Below are 16,720 nucleotides of genomic sequence, written 5' to 3'. Positions count from 1 at the left end.
ATTGTTATAGGACTAAAGAAATTTCAGAAAACTAAAAAGTCAAGATGACTTCAATAAAAAATTCAAAATTATTGTCTTATTTTTTATCAACTACCGGGTGTTCTTACTTTTTAAGAAAACAATTATTTTTTATAAGGAATCTAAAAATACCTTCACTCCTAGCCCTATGCTTAAACTGTTTGAATGAACTTCATTTAATTGGGCGGTATGAGTTGTTCCATTTGCCTTAAATAACTTATCGGTTCCCTTATTTATTTTTGTATGGGTATAGTGAACAGAGAAAAAAGGTTGTATGCGCTGTGTGAGCTGATAGCCGATATGTAATCCTGTCCTCCACCCCACTCCCTTAGATTTGTGCTTAAAACTGGTGGGCTGTCTAAGTTCTTCTCGGAGGTTCCAAGTTGCCTTAGCAGTGTAAGAGGGTAGATATATAGCGCTAATATCAAAATCTACATTCCAATTCTGATGAATAAAATTCGTTTCTAATCCCATGATGACTCCATGAGATTGAGGTTTATAGGTGCTATTTAATTTTTTGCCTTCTATAAGAGGGACATCTCCATCTAACATATAAAGAGTCTGATAGGCACCATAATACCCAATATGGGTATTAAAATAAAAGTGATGATTAGACCATAGCAAATAGGATAATTCAATACGTGTGTAAAAAGAATGACCTTTATCTGCTTGTAAATCAAGTTCAGAGGTTTTTAGGAATCTATTGTCTCCTGCATAATCTGTATCTTTCACAGTTCCTCTTGTTATCTCCTTGTAATTTAGGTCTGTTTTTAAGCGAAATTTCGATGAAAGAGAGATAACAGATTCAACACCTACAGAAGGTCCGCGAAGATCGCGCCAATCTAATTCTGATAATACATTAGGGTATTGTCCTTGTTCATTGCCTGCTATATTCCAATTCAAGTTTTCTTCACTCCAATTTACATAAGGTGAGATAGAAGAGGGTTGTCTTTTGGCTTGAGCTTGTATTAAAAAAGGAAGAATACAAAAAAGTAATAGAAAGTAACTTTTATTCATTGTCATAAATAGATAAAGTCTACCTCACACTAGGGTAAGGTAGACTATTATTAAAACTAACCTAATGTATATACTTTAGTTTCTTGGATAAACTGTTGCAATAAACTGTTTATCTGTTGCTGATAAAACAGAGTTATTTCCTACACTAAATCCATTTGTAGTAAGAGCACTGCTTATGCTGTAATGCATAATCGACTGCGTGTCATAAGCACTATACTGAGTTTGCGTAGTTGAATAGGTTGCAAAAAGATTGTTATCCACATCATTTTTACTCCAATAGTTCGGATAACCAGCGTAATAAGCGTACACTTTATTTTTATCCCATGGAATATTCGTTAAAGGATGTTGATGCTCGTGTATCATTCCTAGCGCATGACCGAACTCATGGATAACTGTTCTACTGAACTCTGCATCGCTAGTCGAATTATCAAACCAACCAAAGTTCATTGTTTCTTCATTAGATGGAATACTAAGGGCTTGTGTTCCTAAATAAGAATACGATCCTGCTCCTTGGGTAAAAGTAACTCGAATCTGAGGAGTTCCAGTTTCCACAAAATTAAAAGTGATATTGGCATAATTAGACCACTCCTGCGCGTATTGCTTAACCTTACTGCGAACATAAGGAGTACCTCCATATAGTCCTACAGTAATAACACTTCCATTAGGCCACTTTGTACTTCTAACAACAGCTCCTCTTGGATCTGTTCCTTTAGGATAAACATCTTTACAGACTTTCGCTCCTTCAAATCCTGAAACAATATCCGCTTTAGGTACTGCTCTTAATTCTTTTAATCCACTAGTACTATCATTTACTGCTGTATCATTGTCATTAGTATTACATGATACCAGTGCTACTGAGATGAATGACCCTAATAGGATCTTGTGGTGTAATTTCATATTATCAATATTGTTTTGGTTTATAATAACATAAATTTAACAACATCAAATCAATATAAAAAACTGACAACAAGACAATTAACTAAAACGGAAGTCAACCTACAGCAAGTGTTAAAAAAACAAGCATTTCCACCCCTTTAAAGTCTAAATATTAGTTATAAATAAAAATATACCAATAAAATCACTTTTTATCCTTAAATTCAAGTAATATATTATAAATCAATATATTTAAAATACTATAGCAATTGGTTGTGTTTTATTATTTGAATTAATTCCTGATAATCCGTTACATTAAACTCATGTAGCATTTTACTTATTCGCTTTTGTATAGCACTTGTACTTAAAAATACAAAGCTCTCTAACTGCGTAATTTTATATCCATGAGATAAATACATTAAAATCTCTCTGTTCTTAGGGTCTAGAAGTGTATTTTTAGCGATTACCTTTTTGATAGACTCCTTGGCAATAGGGCTGTAAAAAAGTTCCGGTCCTTTATCATTAAGAATCAAATCCTGTAAAGTCTTGGCTGAAAAATCAGATTTTACAATCAAGGCATCTATTGTTTTATTTCGGTAAATGCTATAAAGAATAAGTGCTTCCTCATGGGCTGTAATTAGAATAATATTACACTTAGGAAAGCGCTCTTTAATCAAGGTTGTACAGTCTAAACCTGAGGATATATTTTGCTCCTTATATATAGGCATATCATAATCTATAATAGCTACATCAAGCTGTTCTAAGCCAAGAATCTGTTTATAGAGTTCCTCACAGTTTTGGGCTTTTATATACGTATTAGATTCATTATTTAAAATAGAAATATACCCCTCTAAAGTCATAAAATGATCGTCGGCTAGTAATATGGTCATATAGGCGTTTTATAAAAATTACAAAGCAATTTAGGAATAAAAAAGAACTACACAATCTTAAATTTATAAAAATTACAACAAAATAAAACTATACTTCCTTTTCACTATAGGGAATTTCTAAACTAATCGTTGTCATCTGATTAAGGGTAGAGATAGTCATTTTTCCTTGTAGAGATTGTAGTCGATGCCTTATATTTTTAAAACCCAATCCTTTATTTATTTTCTTGGTATCAATACCAATACCATTATCATGAATTTTAACTACAATATGCTGTTCACTTAAAAGAATAATAACTAAACACTTACTCGCATGAGCATGTTTATTTACATTTTGAAGCAATACTTGTACAATAAGGTATAACTGTGCTTTTTGATACCAGGTGTAAAAATCCCAATTAATAAGTCTATCAATAGAACACTCAAAAACAGTTTGAAATGGATTTTTCTGACTTAATATTAAATTCTCAAGTACTAAGCTAAAGTCTTGCTCTTGATTAAACAAGGTCTTATGCATATTGTGAGATAAGGCTCTGGTCTGCGCTTCGATTTGTGTTAATTGATCGATTAACTTTTCTTTCTCTTTAGTTTGATCAGTTGACAATTGTCCGAGATTGATACGCACCGTAAACACTCTATTAATAATAGAGTCATGTAGGTCTTTGGCTATTTGTTTTCTTTGTTTATTTTTTGCCTTATAGGTTATGCTTTGTTGTTGTAAAAGCAAAGCTTGAATCTGGTGTATAGCCTGTTGATCTTTTTGCTGATATAAGAGTTTTTTGTTTTTCATTTGCAAACTAAGCACAATAAAAAACACAATAGACAGTAAGACGACAAGCAAAATGACTCCTCCTAAATATGTATTTCTTTGCTTTAAAAGATCATTTCTCTTTTCTATTTCTCCTGTTTCATATTCAATACGGGCAAATTTATTTCTAGTCTGACGCTCTAGAGTTCTTATGCTATCTTGGGTTCTGAGATAAATAGTGGTATAAAACTCTTTGTCATTTACATCGTATTCGGATAAAAACTTTAGACTTTCGATTAACTCATAAAGATTCCTATCCTCTGCCGCCATAGCATAAGCGTCTTTCATGAGAATTAAAGCCGCTATGGTATCTTTTTTTAGAAGACTTAGCTCTGCTATTCTTATTTTACTAGCGACAATGCCTTGTTTATGATTAATCTGGGTACGAATCTCCAAAGCAGATTCTAGTGTAGATTGGATCACCTTAGTATCCTCACAAAGGAGCATCTGATTATATCCATAGTTATTTAAAACCATCGCTTTTAATCGTGGAAAACTATCAACATACTGGTTTCTAAGCGCAATCTGAAAGTAATTTTTGGCTTCTTGTAAATTACCTACTTCTTGATAATAGCCTCCTAGATTATTATAATACGATAGCCAGGAGCGTTGTAAATTATATCTATCATATCCTTCTTCTTCTAACCTATTTAGCAATTCTGGTATTTTTACATAATACTCTAGAGCTACTCTGTACTCTTTCAGTTCTTTTAGTACCGAAGCCATTTGGAAGTTGGCTTCATAGATAAGTCTTGTGTTTTTTTGTTTGGATAACACTTGTAGAACTTGGGCTATCGTGGTCTCGCTCTCTGTATAAATCCCTGTATCGTGTAAAACACCTGCTTTATAAGAAAGCATTTTAGCCCAGTTGATACTATCTTGTTGTAAAGCATAAAGTTTCTCCGCTTTGAGATAATAAAAGTAAGCGCTATCTAAAATTTGTTTCCTATCGTAATAATCTCCTAAATACCAATAGGTCTTGGCTATATGTGCTGTATCTCCTTGTTGTTTTGAGTAAGTATACAGTTTTTCTAGATTTTTCTTAACCTTTCTATCCCGCTTTATCCATTCGTAACGGTTAGCTAATCTTAAGAGTGCTTCTCTAGTCAAAGAGTCATTAGGTCTTTTTATGATCAAAGTAGCAATACTGTCTAGATAAACTTCTTTATCAATAGCCTCAGCATAACCTTCAAAATAGTTTGTCTCTTTCGTTTTTTTCTCTACTACCCCATTACAAGATAGACAACAAAATAAAAACAATAATAAACTAAAACGCATAACGATTCTTTTATAACCAAAATAATAAAGCGATCCAAGATGAATCGCTTTACTATACTGCAAAATCTATAACCTTAAAAAAGGTAAACACTTATTACTTTCCTTTTCCTTTTCCGTTTCCTTCTCTCTTTGTTTTATCCTTATCTAAATCAAAATCCCCACGATCATTCATCTCTTCAGTAGAGAAGCTTTTCGTTTCAACTTCCGTTTCATCTTTTATTGTAAGTACTCCTTGCGCCTTTGCTTGTTTCTCTCTTTGCTTTACTTCTATATCTTGTTGTAAATTATCATCGTTAGAGCAAGATACCACCATGGTTGAAAGAGTTACTAACCCCATCATAAAATAGATTTTTTTCATACTGTATAGATTTAATAACTAACTATAATAACTACTCCATAGTTAGTTATGGTTATTAATAAACAATAATTTAAGATGTAAAAACATATTCACTCTAAGTAGAATTTAATTTCTGCTGTAAAACGCTTTTATATTATTCTATTTCTATAATACGTTCTTCGATAGTCTATCGTCACTTTTATCAAAGAAGGACTGCTTTACTTATAATAATTACAACAAAGAGTTTTCTAAATCACTTAGTATAAGTTTTATATCATAAAATAGATACATCTAAATTTCATTTATAAACTTAAAGCAATAATTACACTTACTGTTGTAGTTTAAACTCATAAAATGTTAAATTTTTATCTCATTGATGTGGTAGACGCAATGTATTGTGTAGCCATATGTGATTGTCCTTCTGTTGTATAAATGCATTATGTATTGCACAGAATGAAACCTAAAATCCTTGATATACTTACCAAAGTCAAGAACAATAGAATAAAAAAACGACAATACAGCCTAACCATATTGTCGTTGTATTTTATATCAAGAGCCTATTAAAAAAGAACTATTTCTTAATTAAAAAGCCTTTGGGATCGGTATTCCAGTAACTACGTTGACTTCTTTTCTACATTTGATGGCTACGCCTTTATACATTAAGGTAAACTCGGCGTATGGTTTATAGACTTTGTTTAACTTAATAGTATAAATCTGTTGTAGTGTATAGGTTTTAGAATCTCTAAAGATCACTCGATTATATCCGTCATAGAGAATAAAGTCTTGTATAGAAATACCATCTCTCCTAGAACTAAACAGCTGATACTGTAATTCGCCTGTATGGGTTCCGTCATTTTTAATCTCGTCAAAGATTTGTGAGCTGACCAAAACATCATTTATAAAACTGATCACTTCTACTCTCATTATGATCGATACATGAGGATTTTGTTTACTTCGAAGGGTTACATTTGTCACGCCTAGTTGACCAAAGAATGTTTTGATATATCCGTTAATATCAATTTTGATAATTGGATTATCCATAGTCACTTCGAAGTCCTCAAAAGTTTCACCTAAAGGCAGTAGAACTAGATAAAATTGTTCTTCTTGTTCTTCGACAATTTTTATATTGGTGCCATAAGGTGTTTTAATTTCAAGAATCCCTTTAGAGACCACTCTTACCTCTATTGATTTCCTTTTGCCATTAGGCAATATAACGGTTAGTGTACTACTATCCAATCTATCAGAGTAGAGTGTTTCGTTATCAAATAAACTAATGCCTCCTGGTGAAATCTCCCATTTGACTCCAGCAGTACTGGCTCCCTTTGGTAGGGTACGATAAGGGATCTTATTTTGTTGCATCCCCGTAATTTCAATAATATCTTCATCAAAAATAATGTCTTGGAGTTCATTGTTTTCAACGATAACTGTAATAATAGCTTTAGACTTTCCAAACTCTACAGTGATTTTAACTTTACCTTGTTGATAAGTAGTAATCTGTCCTTTATTTATAGTTAAAATATTAGAGTTTTCTACAGTCCATTTTAGTTGATCTAACTCAATATTTTTAATTTCTAATAGATCGTTTAGATTGAAAGTCTTATTTGTAACTAAAGATAATTCTTTTTGTTTAAATTGTAAAATCTGTTCTTGTACACTAATTTTCATACTCGTCTGAACATTAGTATTCTTTACTTTGGCTGTAATTTGGATTTCTCCTTCTGAAAGCGCTTTACCTATGCTTCCATTTAAACGAACAACACTTGGGTTTTCACTGAGCCAGACAACTTGTTCTTTAGTTGCATTCTCAATCTTGAGTTCATTCATCAAGTCAAAACTATCGTTTATCAATACTTGTTTTTCTTTATTGATAAAAGTGATAGTCACTTTTTTTTCTCTAATGCCTTCATCTTCTGAAGAGCACCCTAATACTACTAATGAGAAAAGAGTTAGTAGTACAAATTTTGCTTTCATAATGTTTTTTATTAAAGAAGATTTTCCTTTATCCTCTATTAAATTTACGATTTATACAGCTTTATTTTCTTTAAAAACCAATAATAACTATACCTTAAAATACTAAAAATCAATATTTAACACCTTTAAAAATACCCAGCTTTTTAGAGGCAAAAAAACATTAAATACAATTTACATGTTAATTTTTGCAAAATTAACATATACTCCATACATAAAACAATAATATATGTTTTTTAAACTCTATTTTTTTATCATTACACCTTGCTTTAGCCTATATACGTAATTTATTTTATGCTCTTTTAAGAGGTTAACCCTAGATTTCACATGAGGTAAATCTAATATACAAGGTCAAGTTCACACCTCTTTCTGTAACTCTACAAGTATACCCTAATCTAAATTAAAGCCTAGAATATTTTATTGATTTTCGTTTATATGTCTATCGTGTAATCTTGATTTAAAAAATCATTAACTTTATCCCTTTATTATTTTAAGATGAAAGGAATTATTCTCGCTGGGGGATCTGGAACTCGATTACACCCACTAACATTAGCTGTAAGTAAACAACTCATGCCTGTCTATGACAAGCCAATGATTTACTACCCTTTATCCACGTTAATGCTAGCGGGAATCAATGAAATTCTGATTATTTCTACCCCTACTGACCTTCCTAACTTTAAAAAGCTATTAGGAGATGGAAGTCAAATAGGCTGTTCTTTTACCTATGCTATACAAGAGGAACCTAATGGATTAGCACAGGCTTTTATAATCGGAGAGAAATTTATCGGTAAAGATCCTGTAGCGCTTATCTTAGGAGATAATATCTTCTATGGTAGTGGCATGTCCAAACTATTACAAGCTTGTGTAAAAAGTGCAGAACCAACGATATTCGCTTATTCTGTCACAGACCCTCAACGCTATGGTGTAGTAGAATTCGATCAAGATAAAAATGTACTATCCATAGAGGAGAAACCACTAGAGCCTAAATCTAATTTTGTGGTTCCTGGTTTGTACTTTTATGACAATGATGTGGTGAATATCGCCAAGACTATTCAGCCTTCTAAAAGAGGAGAATACGAGATAACAGACATCAATAAAGAATATTTGAGACAAGGTAAGCTGAAAGTAGGCATATTAGACAGAGGAACGGCTTGGTTAGACACAGGTACGTTTGCTTCTCTGATGAAAGCTGGTCAATTCGTTCAAGTCATCGAAGAGCGCCAAGGGCTAAAAATAGGAGCCATTGAAGAAGTTGCTTATCGAATGGGATATATCACAAAAGAACAACTACATCATATCGCTCAACCCCTATGTAAAAGTGGGTATGGAGAATATCTAATGGCAATAGAGTAATAATGTATTAAACCCAAAATCTGCGTTAGCCACATACTACAAAGTAATTCTACTTCATATCTCTTTCATTAGTTCTGTAACCATACTAAAGTATGCTTGTATCGCTAATTCAGACCTATTTTGTATAATTACTTTTCGCTTATATGTCTATCGCTTGTTTTGGGTTGAAAAGGCCTTGTACCATCTCAGAGTACAAGGCCTTTTCTATTTACTTTATATACTGTTTTTGATAATATTCTTGGTAAGCTCCACTTGTTACATTCATTAACCAGTCTTGATTATTCATATACCAGTCAATGGTCTTCGCTAATCCTTCTTCAAAAGTCACTGATGGGCTCCACCCTAACTCTCTATTAATCTTAGTTGCATCTATAGCATATCTTAAATCATGTCCTGGTCTATCTTTTACAAAAGTGATTAACTGTTCACTCTCTGCTACTTGGCGCCCCAAGACTGTATCCATCTGTTGACACAATTCTTTGACTAAATCAATATTTTGCCATTCATTAAAACCTCCGATATTATAAGTCTCTGCATTACCTCCTTTGTGAAATACATCATCAATCGCTCTGGCGTGATCTAAGACATAGAGCCAATCACGAGTATACTTCCCATTTCCATAAATAGGCAAGGGTTTCTTATGGATGATATTGTAAATACACAATGGAATTAACTTCTCTGGGAAGTGATTTGGCCCATAATTATTAGAACAATTGCTCACTACATAAGGCATTCCATAAGTCTCACCATAAGCTCTTACAAAGTGATCTGAGCTAGCTTTAGAGGCAGAATAAGGGGAATTAGGATCATAAGCGGTCGTTTCGGTAAACAAACCTACCTCTCCTAATGTTCCATATACTTCATCTGTGCTGACATGGTAAAAACGCTTTCCTTCCCAGTTGTCTTGCCATAAGGCTTTAAATGCTTGTAGTAAATTCACTGTTCCTATTACATTTGTTTTCACAAAAGCCAACGGATTAGTAATGGAACGATCTACATGCGACTCTGCAGCTAAGTGAATCACAGCATCAAACTGCTCTTTCTTAAATAGTTCCTGAATAAATTGCTCATCTGTGATATCTCCCTTAATAAAGGTGTAATTAGGGGCAGACTGTATATCTATTAGATTCTCTAGGTTTCCTGCATAAGTCAGAGCATCTAAGTTATAGATGTGGTATGCAGGGTACTTATTTACAAAATGTCTAATGACGTGTGAACCTATAAAGCCTGCACCGCCAGTAACAACAATCTTCTTCATTCTACTTACTTTTATTATTTCTTTATTCCACAAAAATCTAAAACTACTTTTCCACTTGGAATTTCTACTGTTTTAAATTCATTATGTGCTACTAAGAATACAATAATATCTGCTTTTTCTATAGCTTCTTTGTAGTTCGTTAACTTGAACACTTTGTGGTCATGTACATTTGGTTCTACAATATACATATCAGCATCTCCTGAATCTTGCAAAATACGTTCCGTAATATAGATAGCTGGCGATTCACGCAAGTCATCTATATTCGGCTTGAAAGCCAATCCCATTACTGCAATAGCAGGTTGACGTCCCTGTTTTAATTCAAACTCTAAACGAGCTGATTTTACTTTTTCTGCACACCAAAATGACTTATAATTATTCACTTCTCTAGCATGAGCAATAATTCTAGATTCCATAGGGAATTCTGATACAATAAAGTAAGGATCCACTGCAATACAATGCCCTCCTACTCCACATCCTGGTTGCAAGATATTTACGCGTGGGTGTTTATTTGCTAATTCGATTAATTCCCAAACATTAATCCCTGCTTTATCACAAATAAGTGATAACTCATTAGCAAATGCAATTTGCACATCTCTAGAAGAGTTCTCTGTCAGTTTACACATCTCTGCTGTACGCGCATTTGTTTTGTGTAAAGTTCCCTTTACAAATTGGCTATAGAATGCTACTGCTTTTTCTGTAGAGGCTTCATTTACCCCTCCAATAACACGATCATTGTGAACTAATTCATACATCACATTTCCTGGTAATACGCGCTCTGGACAATAAGCTAAATAAATCTTACCTTCAAGCTCTGGGCGTTCTGTAAAGATGTATTCCATCATCTTCTCTGTTGTTCCTACTGGAGAGGTAGATTCAATGATATATAAATCACCTTCTTTCAATAATGGAAGTATAGCCGTAGTTGCTGCCTTTACATACGAAATATCTGGTTCATGATTTCCTTTAAATGGAGTCGGTACAACTACTAAATATGTATTAGCTACAATAGGAGTAGTTGCTGCTTTTAAATATCCAGCTTGTACAGCTTCGGCTACTGCCTTGTCTAAATCTGGTTCTACAATATGAATTTTACCTGCATTAATCGTATCTACCACATGCTGAGAAATATCCACTCCATGTACACTTATTTTATTTTGTGCAATTAATGCTGATGTTGGTAATCCTATATATCCTAATCCTATTGTTACTACTTGTGTATTCATTTATATATCTTTTTATTAGACGTAGATATTACGTCTCTACTGTATTCCTTTTATTAGACGTAAGGTATTACGTCTCTACTGTAATTTACTGATAAATTCCACTATACGTGCACATGCTTTTCCATCTCCATAAGGATTGTGTAAAGCTGACATCTTCTCATAGCGAATTATATCTGTCAATAAGCTATTTGCCTCATTTACAATTTTATCTTTATCTGTACCTACTAAGATCACTGTTCCTGCAGCTACAGCCTCAGGGCGCTCTGTCGTATCTCGCATCACTAAGACAGGTTTTCCTAAGCTTGGTGCTTCTTCTTGTACTCCTCCACTATCTGTTACAATCATATAACTCTTATTCATCAACCACACAAAAGATGGATAAGCCAATGGGTCAATTAATTTGATATTATTAATTCCTGATAAAATTTCGTAAACAGGACCTTTTACATTTGGATTTAAGTGTACAGGATAAATAATCTGTACATCAGAATGTGTTAAAGCAATTTCTTTTAGTGCTTCACAAATACGAATAAACCCATCTCCGTGGTTCTCACGTCTATGACCTGTTACTAGAATAAGCTTTTTAGCAGGATCGACAATTTGCTTTAATTGTGTGATTTCTTCATTTTGCAAGTCTTCTACACGCTCTACACTTTCTAACAAAGCATCAATAACTGTATTTCCTGTAATAAGGATATCTTTAGTAGCAATATTCTCTCTTAATAAGTTTTCTTGAGAAGCTGCGGTTGGTGCGAAGTGATAATCTGTCACACGACCAGTGATCTGTCGATTTATTTCCTCAGGAAAAGGTGCTCGTTTATTATGTGTTCTAAGGCCTGCTTCTACGTGACACACCTTGGCTCCACTGTAAAAAGCTGCAATACTTGCTGACATCGTTGTAGTAGTATCTCCATGTACATATACATAATCAGGCTTGAACTCCTCTAAAACAGGCTTTAATCCTGTGATAATATCCCCTGTTAAAGAATACAAATTTTGATTGGGTTTCATCAAATTCAAATCATACTCTGGTATAATATCAAAAAATTCTAAAACCTGGTCAAGCATCTCTCTGTGTTGCGCGGTTACACATACACGTGTATCAAATTGATCATTGTGCTTCTTAAACTCTTTTATTAAAGGAGCCATTTTGATAGCTTCTGGTCTTGTACCAAATACAATCAAATTCTTTTTCATAGTTAAATAATGTGTGTTAATGTCTGTTTTTATTTTTTAAAAAAACAGTTAATATCATCAATTTAATAGTCTCTTCTTATATTACATTTGTAATAAAATTCATCTAAATATAAGAGATACTCTAAAGAATATAAATCCTAATATTTTATATCCTTGCATTTTTATTGCTTAATTTACGTGTTAAAGTTTATTTTCCTCTACCTATTGTATAAACTTCAAATCCTATATCTTCTAACGCTTGACGATCTAATATATTACGACCATCGAATATAAAGGCTGGCTTCTGCATCTTATCGTAGATACGTTGCCAATCATACGTCTTAAACTCATCCCACTCTGTCAATACTGCAATACCATGTGCTCCTTCTAGAGCAGTATAAGGATCTTGGTGCACTGTCAAATGTTTTTTATTCAACTCCGCCTCACGAGTCGCTAAGTAATCTAAATCAGACAACATCTGTTGTTCCATTACTTTAGGATCATATACGTGGATCTGTGCTTCTTCCTCAATTAACTCATTGGCTACATAGATAGCCGCTGATTCTCTTGTATCATTGGTATCTTTCTTAAATGCCCATCCTAAGAAAGCTATTTTTTTATCGTTAACTGTATTGAATAAAGTCGTTACAATATTTTCTGCAAAACGACGTTTCTGATGATCATTCATAATGATTACTTGCTCCCAATAGTCTGCTACTGCATCTAGTCCATAAGACTTAGCGATATACACTAAGTTCAAGATATCTTTTTGGAAACACGACCCTCCAAATCCTACAGATGCTTTTAAGAACTTGTTCCCAATACGGCTATCTGTACCAATAGCTCTAGATACTTCAGCTACATCTGCCCCTGATACTTCACATAGTTCTGAAATCGCATTGATAGAAGATACACGTTGTGCTAAGAAGGCATTGGCTGTCAGTTTAGAAAGTTCTGACGACCATACATTGGTACGCAAAATACGCTCCTCAGGCACCCATGCTTCATAAATAGATGCTAACGCTTCAATAGCTTCTCTTCCTCTCGGAGTTTCTGCTCCTCCAATCAATACACGATCAGGATTCATCAAGTCTTGAATAGCTGTACCTTCTGCTAAAAACTCAGGATTAGAGAGTATTTCAAACTCTACTGCATTGCCTGTTTGATCAAGAATTCGTTTAATTGCTTGTGCAGTTCGCACAGGAAGTGTAGATTTCTCTACTACGATTTTATCTGTCTTGGCAACTCGTGCAATCTGACGAGCACATAGCTCAATATATTTTAAATCTGCAGCCATTCCCTTTCCTTTTCCATACGTCTTGGTTGGCGTATTTACTGAAATAAAGATCATATCTGCTTCATCAATAGCTTTATCTACATTGGTATCAAAAAATAAATTGCGCCCTCTTGCCTCACCAACCACCACATCTAAACCTGGCTCATAAATAGGTAATTTACTCAAATCCTTATCATTCCACGCTTTGATACGCGCTTCATTTAAGTCTACTACTGTTATTTGAATATGTGGGTTTTTCTGTGCAATAACTGCCATAGTAGGCCCACCTACATAACCTGCTCCTATGCAACATATTTTTTGTATATTCTTCATATAATCTCCAAAAGTATAATTCTTATCTAGAGTCTATTAACTCTTATAGTCTTAACCCCTCTTATCAGGGGCTATAAACAATAGGTGTAAAGTTAATTATTTACCTACTATAAGCAATAGGTGTTTTTATTTATAAATTCTATGTGTGACATGTATTTAATGCAAGGTGTTGCCTCTACTGTTAAACGGATATACGTTGTCAGGCGTATGAAAACCGCACGGATTACAACCTTAAATCCGCACGAACAGGAACCATTCTTAATTTTTAATTCCCCGAAGGAAGGAAGTCGTTTTCTTCTTCTAATATCACTTTATAGATTAAATAGGCTTCTTGGTATTGATTTCTACGGGTTAGGAATTTAGCTTCTTCTAATAGTTTTTCTCTTTCTGCATGTACTCTTGAGCGATAAGACGTTGCTTTTTGACCAATAGTTTTATCCTGTACATAAAAACCCGCTACATTCACTGTCAATTCCTCTCTCACATAGATATATTCAAATTCGTTTAGATACGTTGTCGCTAAAGAATACTTTTTTTCTTCAAGGTAACCATTGACCTTGTCTAATAAAACATAGGGATATGATGCGTGATAAGCTGTTGCTAAATCATATGGTCTATAGACATTGTTATATTTTTCTGTTCTAAAGATAAGGTGATTGGGAAATAGGTCTTCTCTTTGGGTATATACTTTGGTCAAATAGTTCGCGAACTTTTTGGCTAATTCTTTTGGTAAATCTGACAACCTTTTTTGTAATCTACCCTTGCTATAAGGGAGTGAACAAGTTCCTAATATATCCGATTGGCAGAAGTAATCGAAGTGATACATATAGCGTTTTCCGTTATAAATAACGATATAAGTAAGGGGCATTTGACTACCAAAATAGGGTCTACAGTAAAAAACTGGAATAAAAACCGCCTGAATATCTTCGTGTTCTTCAAACCAAATTCCCTCGTCATAAAACATCAACATTTGGTTATCTGGAAGGCGTTCTCCATAGTTTATACTTACTTTATTCTCTTCGTTAATCAACTCTATAGAGATAATGGATTCGTATCCACCCTTAGCAAAGATTCCCTTGCTATCATAGTTATTACAGGTCGCTCCTACTTTTATATATAGGCTATTCTCACCATTAAGGTCACGCCAAAGCTTCACTACACTCACTTGATCTTCATCTACTTGCTGCCCCCATACTAGAGAGCTCATCAATACACAACAACAAATAAACCATCGTCTTACTAAGTCGTCATGCTGCTGTACTATTGTTAACCAAGATTTTGTTTTCATTCAAGTGATTTCTACTGATTCTTTATGTTCTTCCAAATTTACTATTCTTCCTCAATATTGCTAACGCCTTTTTGCTAAAAAGCGTATTTTCTTTCTTAAACAAACATCTTATTTGAATTGTTATCTCTCTAATTCAAAATAAATACTTCATTATTCGATTATTAATTATACCTTTGTGCCTGTATTATTAGTTAATAGATTTCTGCCTTAGTTATTCTAAAATTAAATAGTTTTAAAAAACCTCGTTTAATTTTACTTCCTTGGTCTTTACTTTATTTAACTCTTGATTCTTTTACAATTTCAATAGAAAGTAAAAGATGTTTCCCTGCTTATGCTCTTAGAGCTTTATTGCAAAAACAAAAGACCACTTACCTACGAAATATGAGTTTCTGATGCATAATAGAAAAACAAGTTCACTAGGATAAATAATACCAAAAGACTTTAAGACCTAATAGTTTTAAAGCATATAAAGATAAAAGAATAAGTACAGGCAATAATAAATGAACTTTAAAGATTTAGCATTAACACAAGAGATACAAACAGCATTAACTAAAATAGGTTATTCTACAGCTACTGAAATACAACAAAAAGCAATCCCTCCTATTCTGGAAGGAAAAGATGTAATCGGTACTGCTCAAACAGGTACAGGTAAAACTGCTGCTTTTGCTATTCCTATTTTACAAAAACTGCACTCTACTCCTAAATCGACAAAAGGTATAAGAGCCTTAATTTTAGTTCCTACAAGAGAATTAGCAATACAGGTAAAAGATAGTTTTTTAGACTATAGTACTGAGCTTCCTCTGAAAACAGTAACTTTATTCGGTGGTGTACCTCTTCCACCTCAAGTAAGAGCGTTAAAACAACATCCCGAAATTATCGTGGCTACTCCTGGTCGACTATTGGATCTAATCAATCAAAAAATAGTAAAGCTTTCTAATCTAGAGATATTAGTACTAGATGAGGCTGATCAGATGTTAGATATGGGATTCATACACGATCTTAAAAAAATTCTTAAATTTGTTCCTACTAAAAGACAATCTCTGTTCTTCTCAGCTACAATGCCTAAAGAAATAGAGCAATTCGCTAGAACAATCGTCTACAAACCTGTAAAAATAGAAGTAGCTGCTGAAGTAATCACAGCGACAACTATCGAACAGCAAGTATACTATACAGAGAAGAAAGATAAGAAAACGTTATTACACACTATCTTAAAGGAGAATACGGAGTCTACATTAGTATTTACAAGAACGAAATACGAGGCTAATAACCTAGTTAAATACCTTCAAAAGGTCAATATGGTGGCGATGGCTATCCATGGAAATAAATCTCAAAGTGCTCGTGTTAAAGCATTAGATGATTTTAAAAATAAGAAAATCAATATCCTTATCGCAACAGATATTGCTGCAAGAGGAATAGATATAAGCAAACTTCCCTTTGTGATCAACTATGATATACCAGACAAACCAGAGACTTACGTTCATCGTATCGGTCGTACTGGACGAGCTGGAGTACAAGGGGTTGCCATGTGTTTTTGCACACCTGAACAACGAAAAGAGCTGAAGGATATTCAGCGATTTACAGGTATCAAAATGCAGGTAAAACAAGAAATTTAATATTAACTTAAAAA

13 protein-coding genes are annotated in these 16,720 nt (G+C 33.5%); 2 read left to right on the top strand and 11 right to left on the bottom strand.

Annotated elements, in window-relative coordinates:
- Positions 1-129: 129 nt before the first annotated feature.
- From RT228_RS06060 to RT228_RS06035, 6 genes are all read right to left on the bottom strand, one after another.
- Positions 130-1,035 carry a hypothetical protein gene (locus RT228_RS06060; protein ID WP_225581821.1) on the bottom strand — a complete coding sequence of 302 codons (906 nt, stop codon included), beginning with the start codon at positions 1,033-1,035 and terminating at the stop codon, positions 130-132.
- Positions 1,036-1,110: 75 nt separating this feature from the next.
- Positions 1,111-1,932: a M12 family metallopeptidase gene (locus tag RT228_RS06055; protein ID WP_006258129.1), complete on the bottom strand. Its 822-nt coding sequence runs from the start codon at positions 1,930-1,932 to the stop codon at positions 1,111-1,113.
- Between the two features lie 236 nt (positions 1,933-2,168).
- Positions 2,169-2,798 carry a response regulator gene (locus RT228_RS06050; protein WP_006258130.1) on the bottom strand — a complete coding sequence of 210 codons (630 nt, stop codon included), beginning with the start codon at positions 2,796-2,798 and terminating at the stop codon, positions 2,169-2,171.
- 88 nt (positions 2,799-2,886) lie between these two features.
- A complete protein-coding gene (locus RT228_RS06045) occupies positions 2,887-4,881 on the bottom strand; it encodes a sensor histidine kinase (RefSeq protein WP_006258131.1) in 1,995 nt (664 codons plus the stop codon).
- Between the two features lie 94 nt (positions 4,882-4,975).
- Positions 4,976-5,239 carry a hypothetical protein gene (locus RT228_RS06040; RefSeq protein WP_006258132.1) on the bottom strand — a complete coding sequence of 88 codons (264 nt, stop codon included), beginning with the start codon at positions 5,237-5,239 and terminating at the stop codon, positions 4,976-4,978.
- 561 nt (positions 5,240-5,800) lie between these two features.
- On the bottom strand, positions 5,801-7,189 hold the full coding sequence (locus RT228_RS06035; RefSeq protein WP_006258133.1) for an Ig-like domain-containing protein: 1,389 nt from the start codon (positions 7,187-7,189) through the stop codon (positions 5,801-5,803).
- A 492-nt stretch (positions 7,190-7,681) separates the two neighbouring features.
- On the opposite strand from RT228_RS06035, the gene rfbA reads away from it, so the two are divergent.
- Positions 7,682-8,539, top strand: a complete 858-nt coding sequence (gene rfbA, locus RT228_RS06030; protein WP_006258134.1) for a glucose-1-phosphate thymidylyltransferase RfbA — start codon at positions 7,682-7,684, stop codon at positions 8,537-8,539.
- Between the two features lie 208 nt (positions 8,540-8,747).
- Here the strand turns inward: rfbA and rfbB are convergent, their stop codons facing one another.
- From rfbB to RT228_RS06005, 5 genes are all read right to left on the bottom strand, one after another.
- Entirely contained in the window at positions 8,748-9,797 is a 1,050-nt protein-coding gene (gene rfbB / locus RT228_RS06025) for a dTDP-glucose 4,6-dehydratase (RefSeq protein ID WP_006258135.1), read from the bottom strand.
- Positions 9,798-9,811: 14 nt separating this feature from the next.
- Positions 9,812-11,020, bottom strand: a complete 1,209-nt coding sequence (gene wecC / locus RT228_RS06020) for a UDP-N-acetyl-D-mannosamine dehydrogenase (RefSeq protein WP_006258136.1) — start codon at positions 11,018-11,020, stop codon at positions 9,812-9,814.
- A 75-nt stretch (positions 11,021-11,095) separates the two neighbouring features.
- Complete coding sequence (wecB, locus tag RT228_RS06015) at positions 11,096-12,217, bottom strand: non-hydrolyzing UDP-N-acetylglucosamine 2-epimerase (RefSeq protein ID WP_006258137.1); 1,122 nt, start codon at positions 12,215-12,217, stop codon at positions 11,096-11,098.
- Between the two features lie 187 nt (positions 12,218-12,404).
- The gene (locus RT228_RS06010; RefSeq protein WP_006258138.1) at positions 12,405-13,805 is read right to left on the bottom strand and encodes a UDP-glucose 6-dehydrogenase; all 1,401 of its coding nucleotides are present in this window, start codon (positions 13,803-13,805) and stop codon (positions 12,405-12,407) included.
- Positions 13,806-14,070: 265 nt separating this feature from the next.
- A complete protein-coding gene (locus tag RT228_RS06005; protein ID WP_039329916.1) occupies positions 14,071-15,093 on the bottom strand; it encodes a hypothetical protein in 1,023 nt (340 codons plus the stop codon).
- 500 nt (positions 15,094-15,593) lie between these two features.
- Between RT228_RS06005 and RT228_RS06000 the strand changes: the two genes are divergently transcribed.
- A complete protein-coding gene (locus RT228_RS06000) occupies positions 15,594-16,706 on the top strand; it encodes a DEAD/DEAH box helicase (protein WP_006258140.1) in 1,113 nt (370 codons plus the stop codon).
- Positions 16,707-16,720 lie beyond the last annotated feature (14 nt).

The organism is Myroides sp., from assembly GCF_032073645.1.
In the GTDB taxonomy this organism is placed as follows: domain Bacteria; phylum Bacteroidota; class Bacteroidia; order Flavobacteriales; family Flavobacteriaceae; genus Flavobacterium; species Flavobacterium odoratimimum.
Note: the sequence above shows the minus strand (reverse complement) of the source record. Positions and strands in the feature narration are given on the sequence as shown.

Bases quoted from the DNA above. Each gene is read 5' to 3' on its own strand.
- RT228_RS06050 (WP_006258130.1), bottom strand. From the start codon at position 2,798: ATGACCATATTACTAGCCGACGATCATTTTATGACTTTAGAGGGGTAT.
- RT228_RS06060 (WP_225581821.1), bottom strand. From the start codon at position 1,035: ATGAATAAAAGTTACTTTCTATTACTTTTTTGTATTCTTCCTTTTTTA.
- RT228_RS06055 (WP_006258129.1), bottom strand. From the start codon at position 1,932: ATGAAATTACACCACAAGATCCTATTAGGGTCATTCATCTCAGTAGCA.
- rfbB (WP_006258135.1), bottom strand. From the start codon at position 9,797: ATGAAGAAGATTGTTGTTACTGGCGGTGCAGGCTTTATAGGTTCACAC.
- RT228_RS06000 (WP_006258140.1), top strand. From the start codon at position 15,594: ATGAACTTTAAAGATTTAGCATTAACACAAGAGATACAAACAGCATTA.
- RT228_RS06010 (WP_006258138.1), bottom strand. From the start codon at position 13,805: ATGAAGAATATACAAAAAATATGTTGCATAGGAGCAGGTTATGTAGGT.
- wecB (WP_006258137.1), bottom strand. From the start codon at position 12,217: ATGAAAAAGAATTTGATTGTATTTGGTACAAGACCAGAAGCTATCAAA.
- wecC (WP_006258136.1), bottom strand. From the start codon at position 11,020: ATGAATACACAAGTAGTAACAATAGGATTAGGATATATAGGATTACCA.
- RT228_RS06005 (WP_039329916.1), bottom strand. From the start codon at position 15,093: ATGAAAACAAAATCTTGGTTAACAATAGTACAGCAGCATGACGACTTA.
- RT228_RS06035 (WP_006258133.1), bottom strand. From the start codon at position 7,189: ATGAAAGCAAAATTTGTACTACTAACTCTTTTCTCATTAGTAGTATTA.
- RT228_RS06040 (WP_006258132.1), bottom strand. From the start codon at position 5,239: ATGAAAAAAATCTATTTTATGATGGGGTTAGTAACTCTTTCAACCATG.
- rfbA (WP_006258134.1), top strand. From the start codon at position 7,682: ATGAAAGGAATTATTCTCGCTGGGGGATCTGGAACTCGATTACACCCA.
- RT228_RS06045 (WP_006258131.1), bottom strand. From the start codon at position 4,881: ATGCGTTTTAGTTTATTATTGTTTTTATTTTGTTGTCTATCTTGTAAT.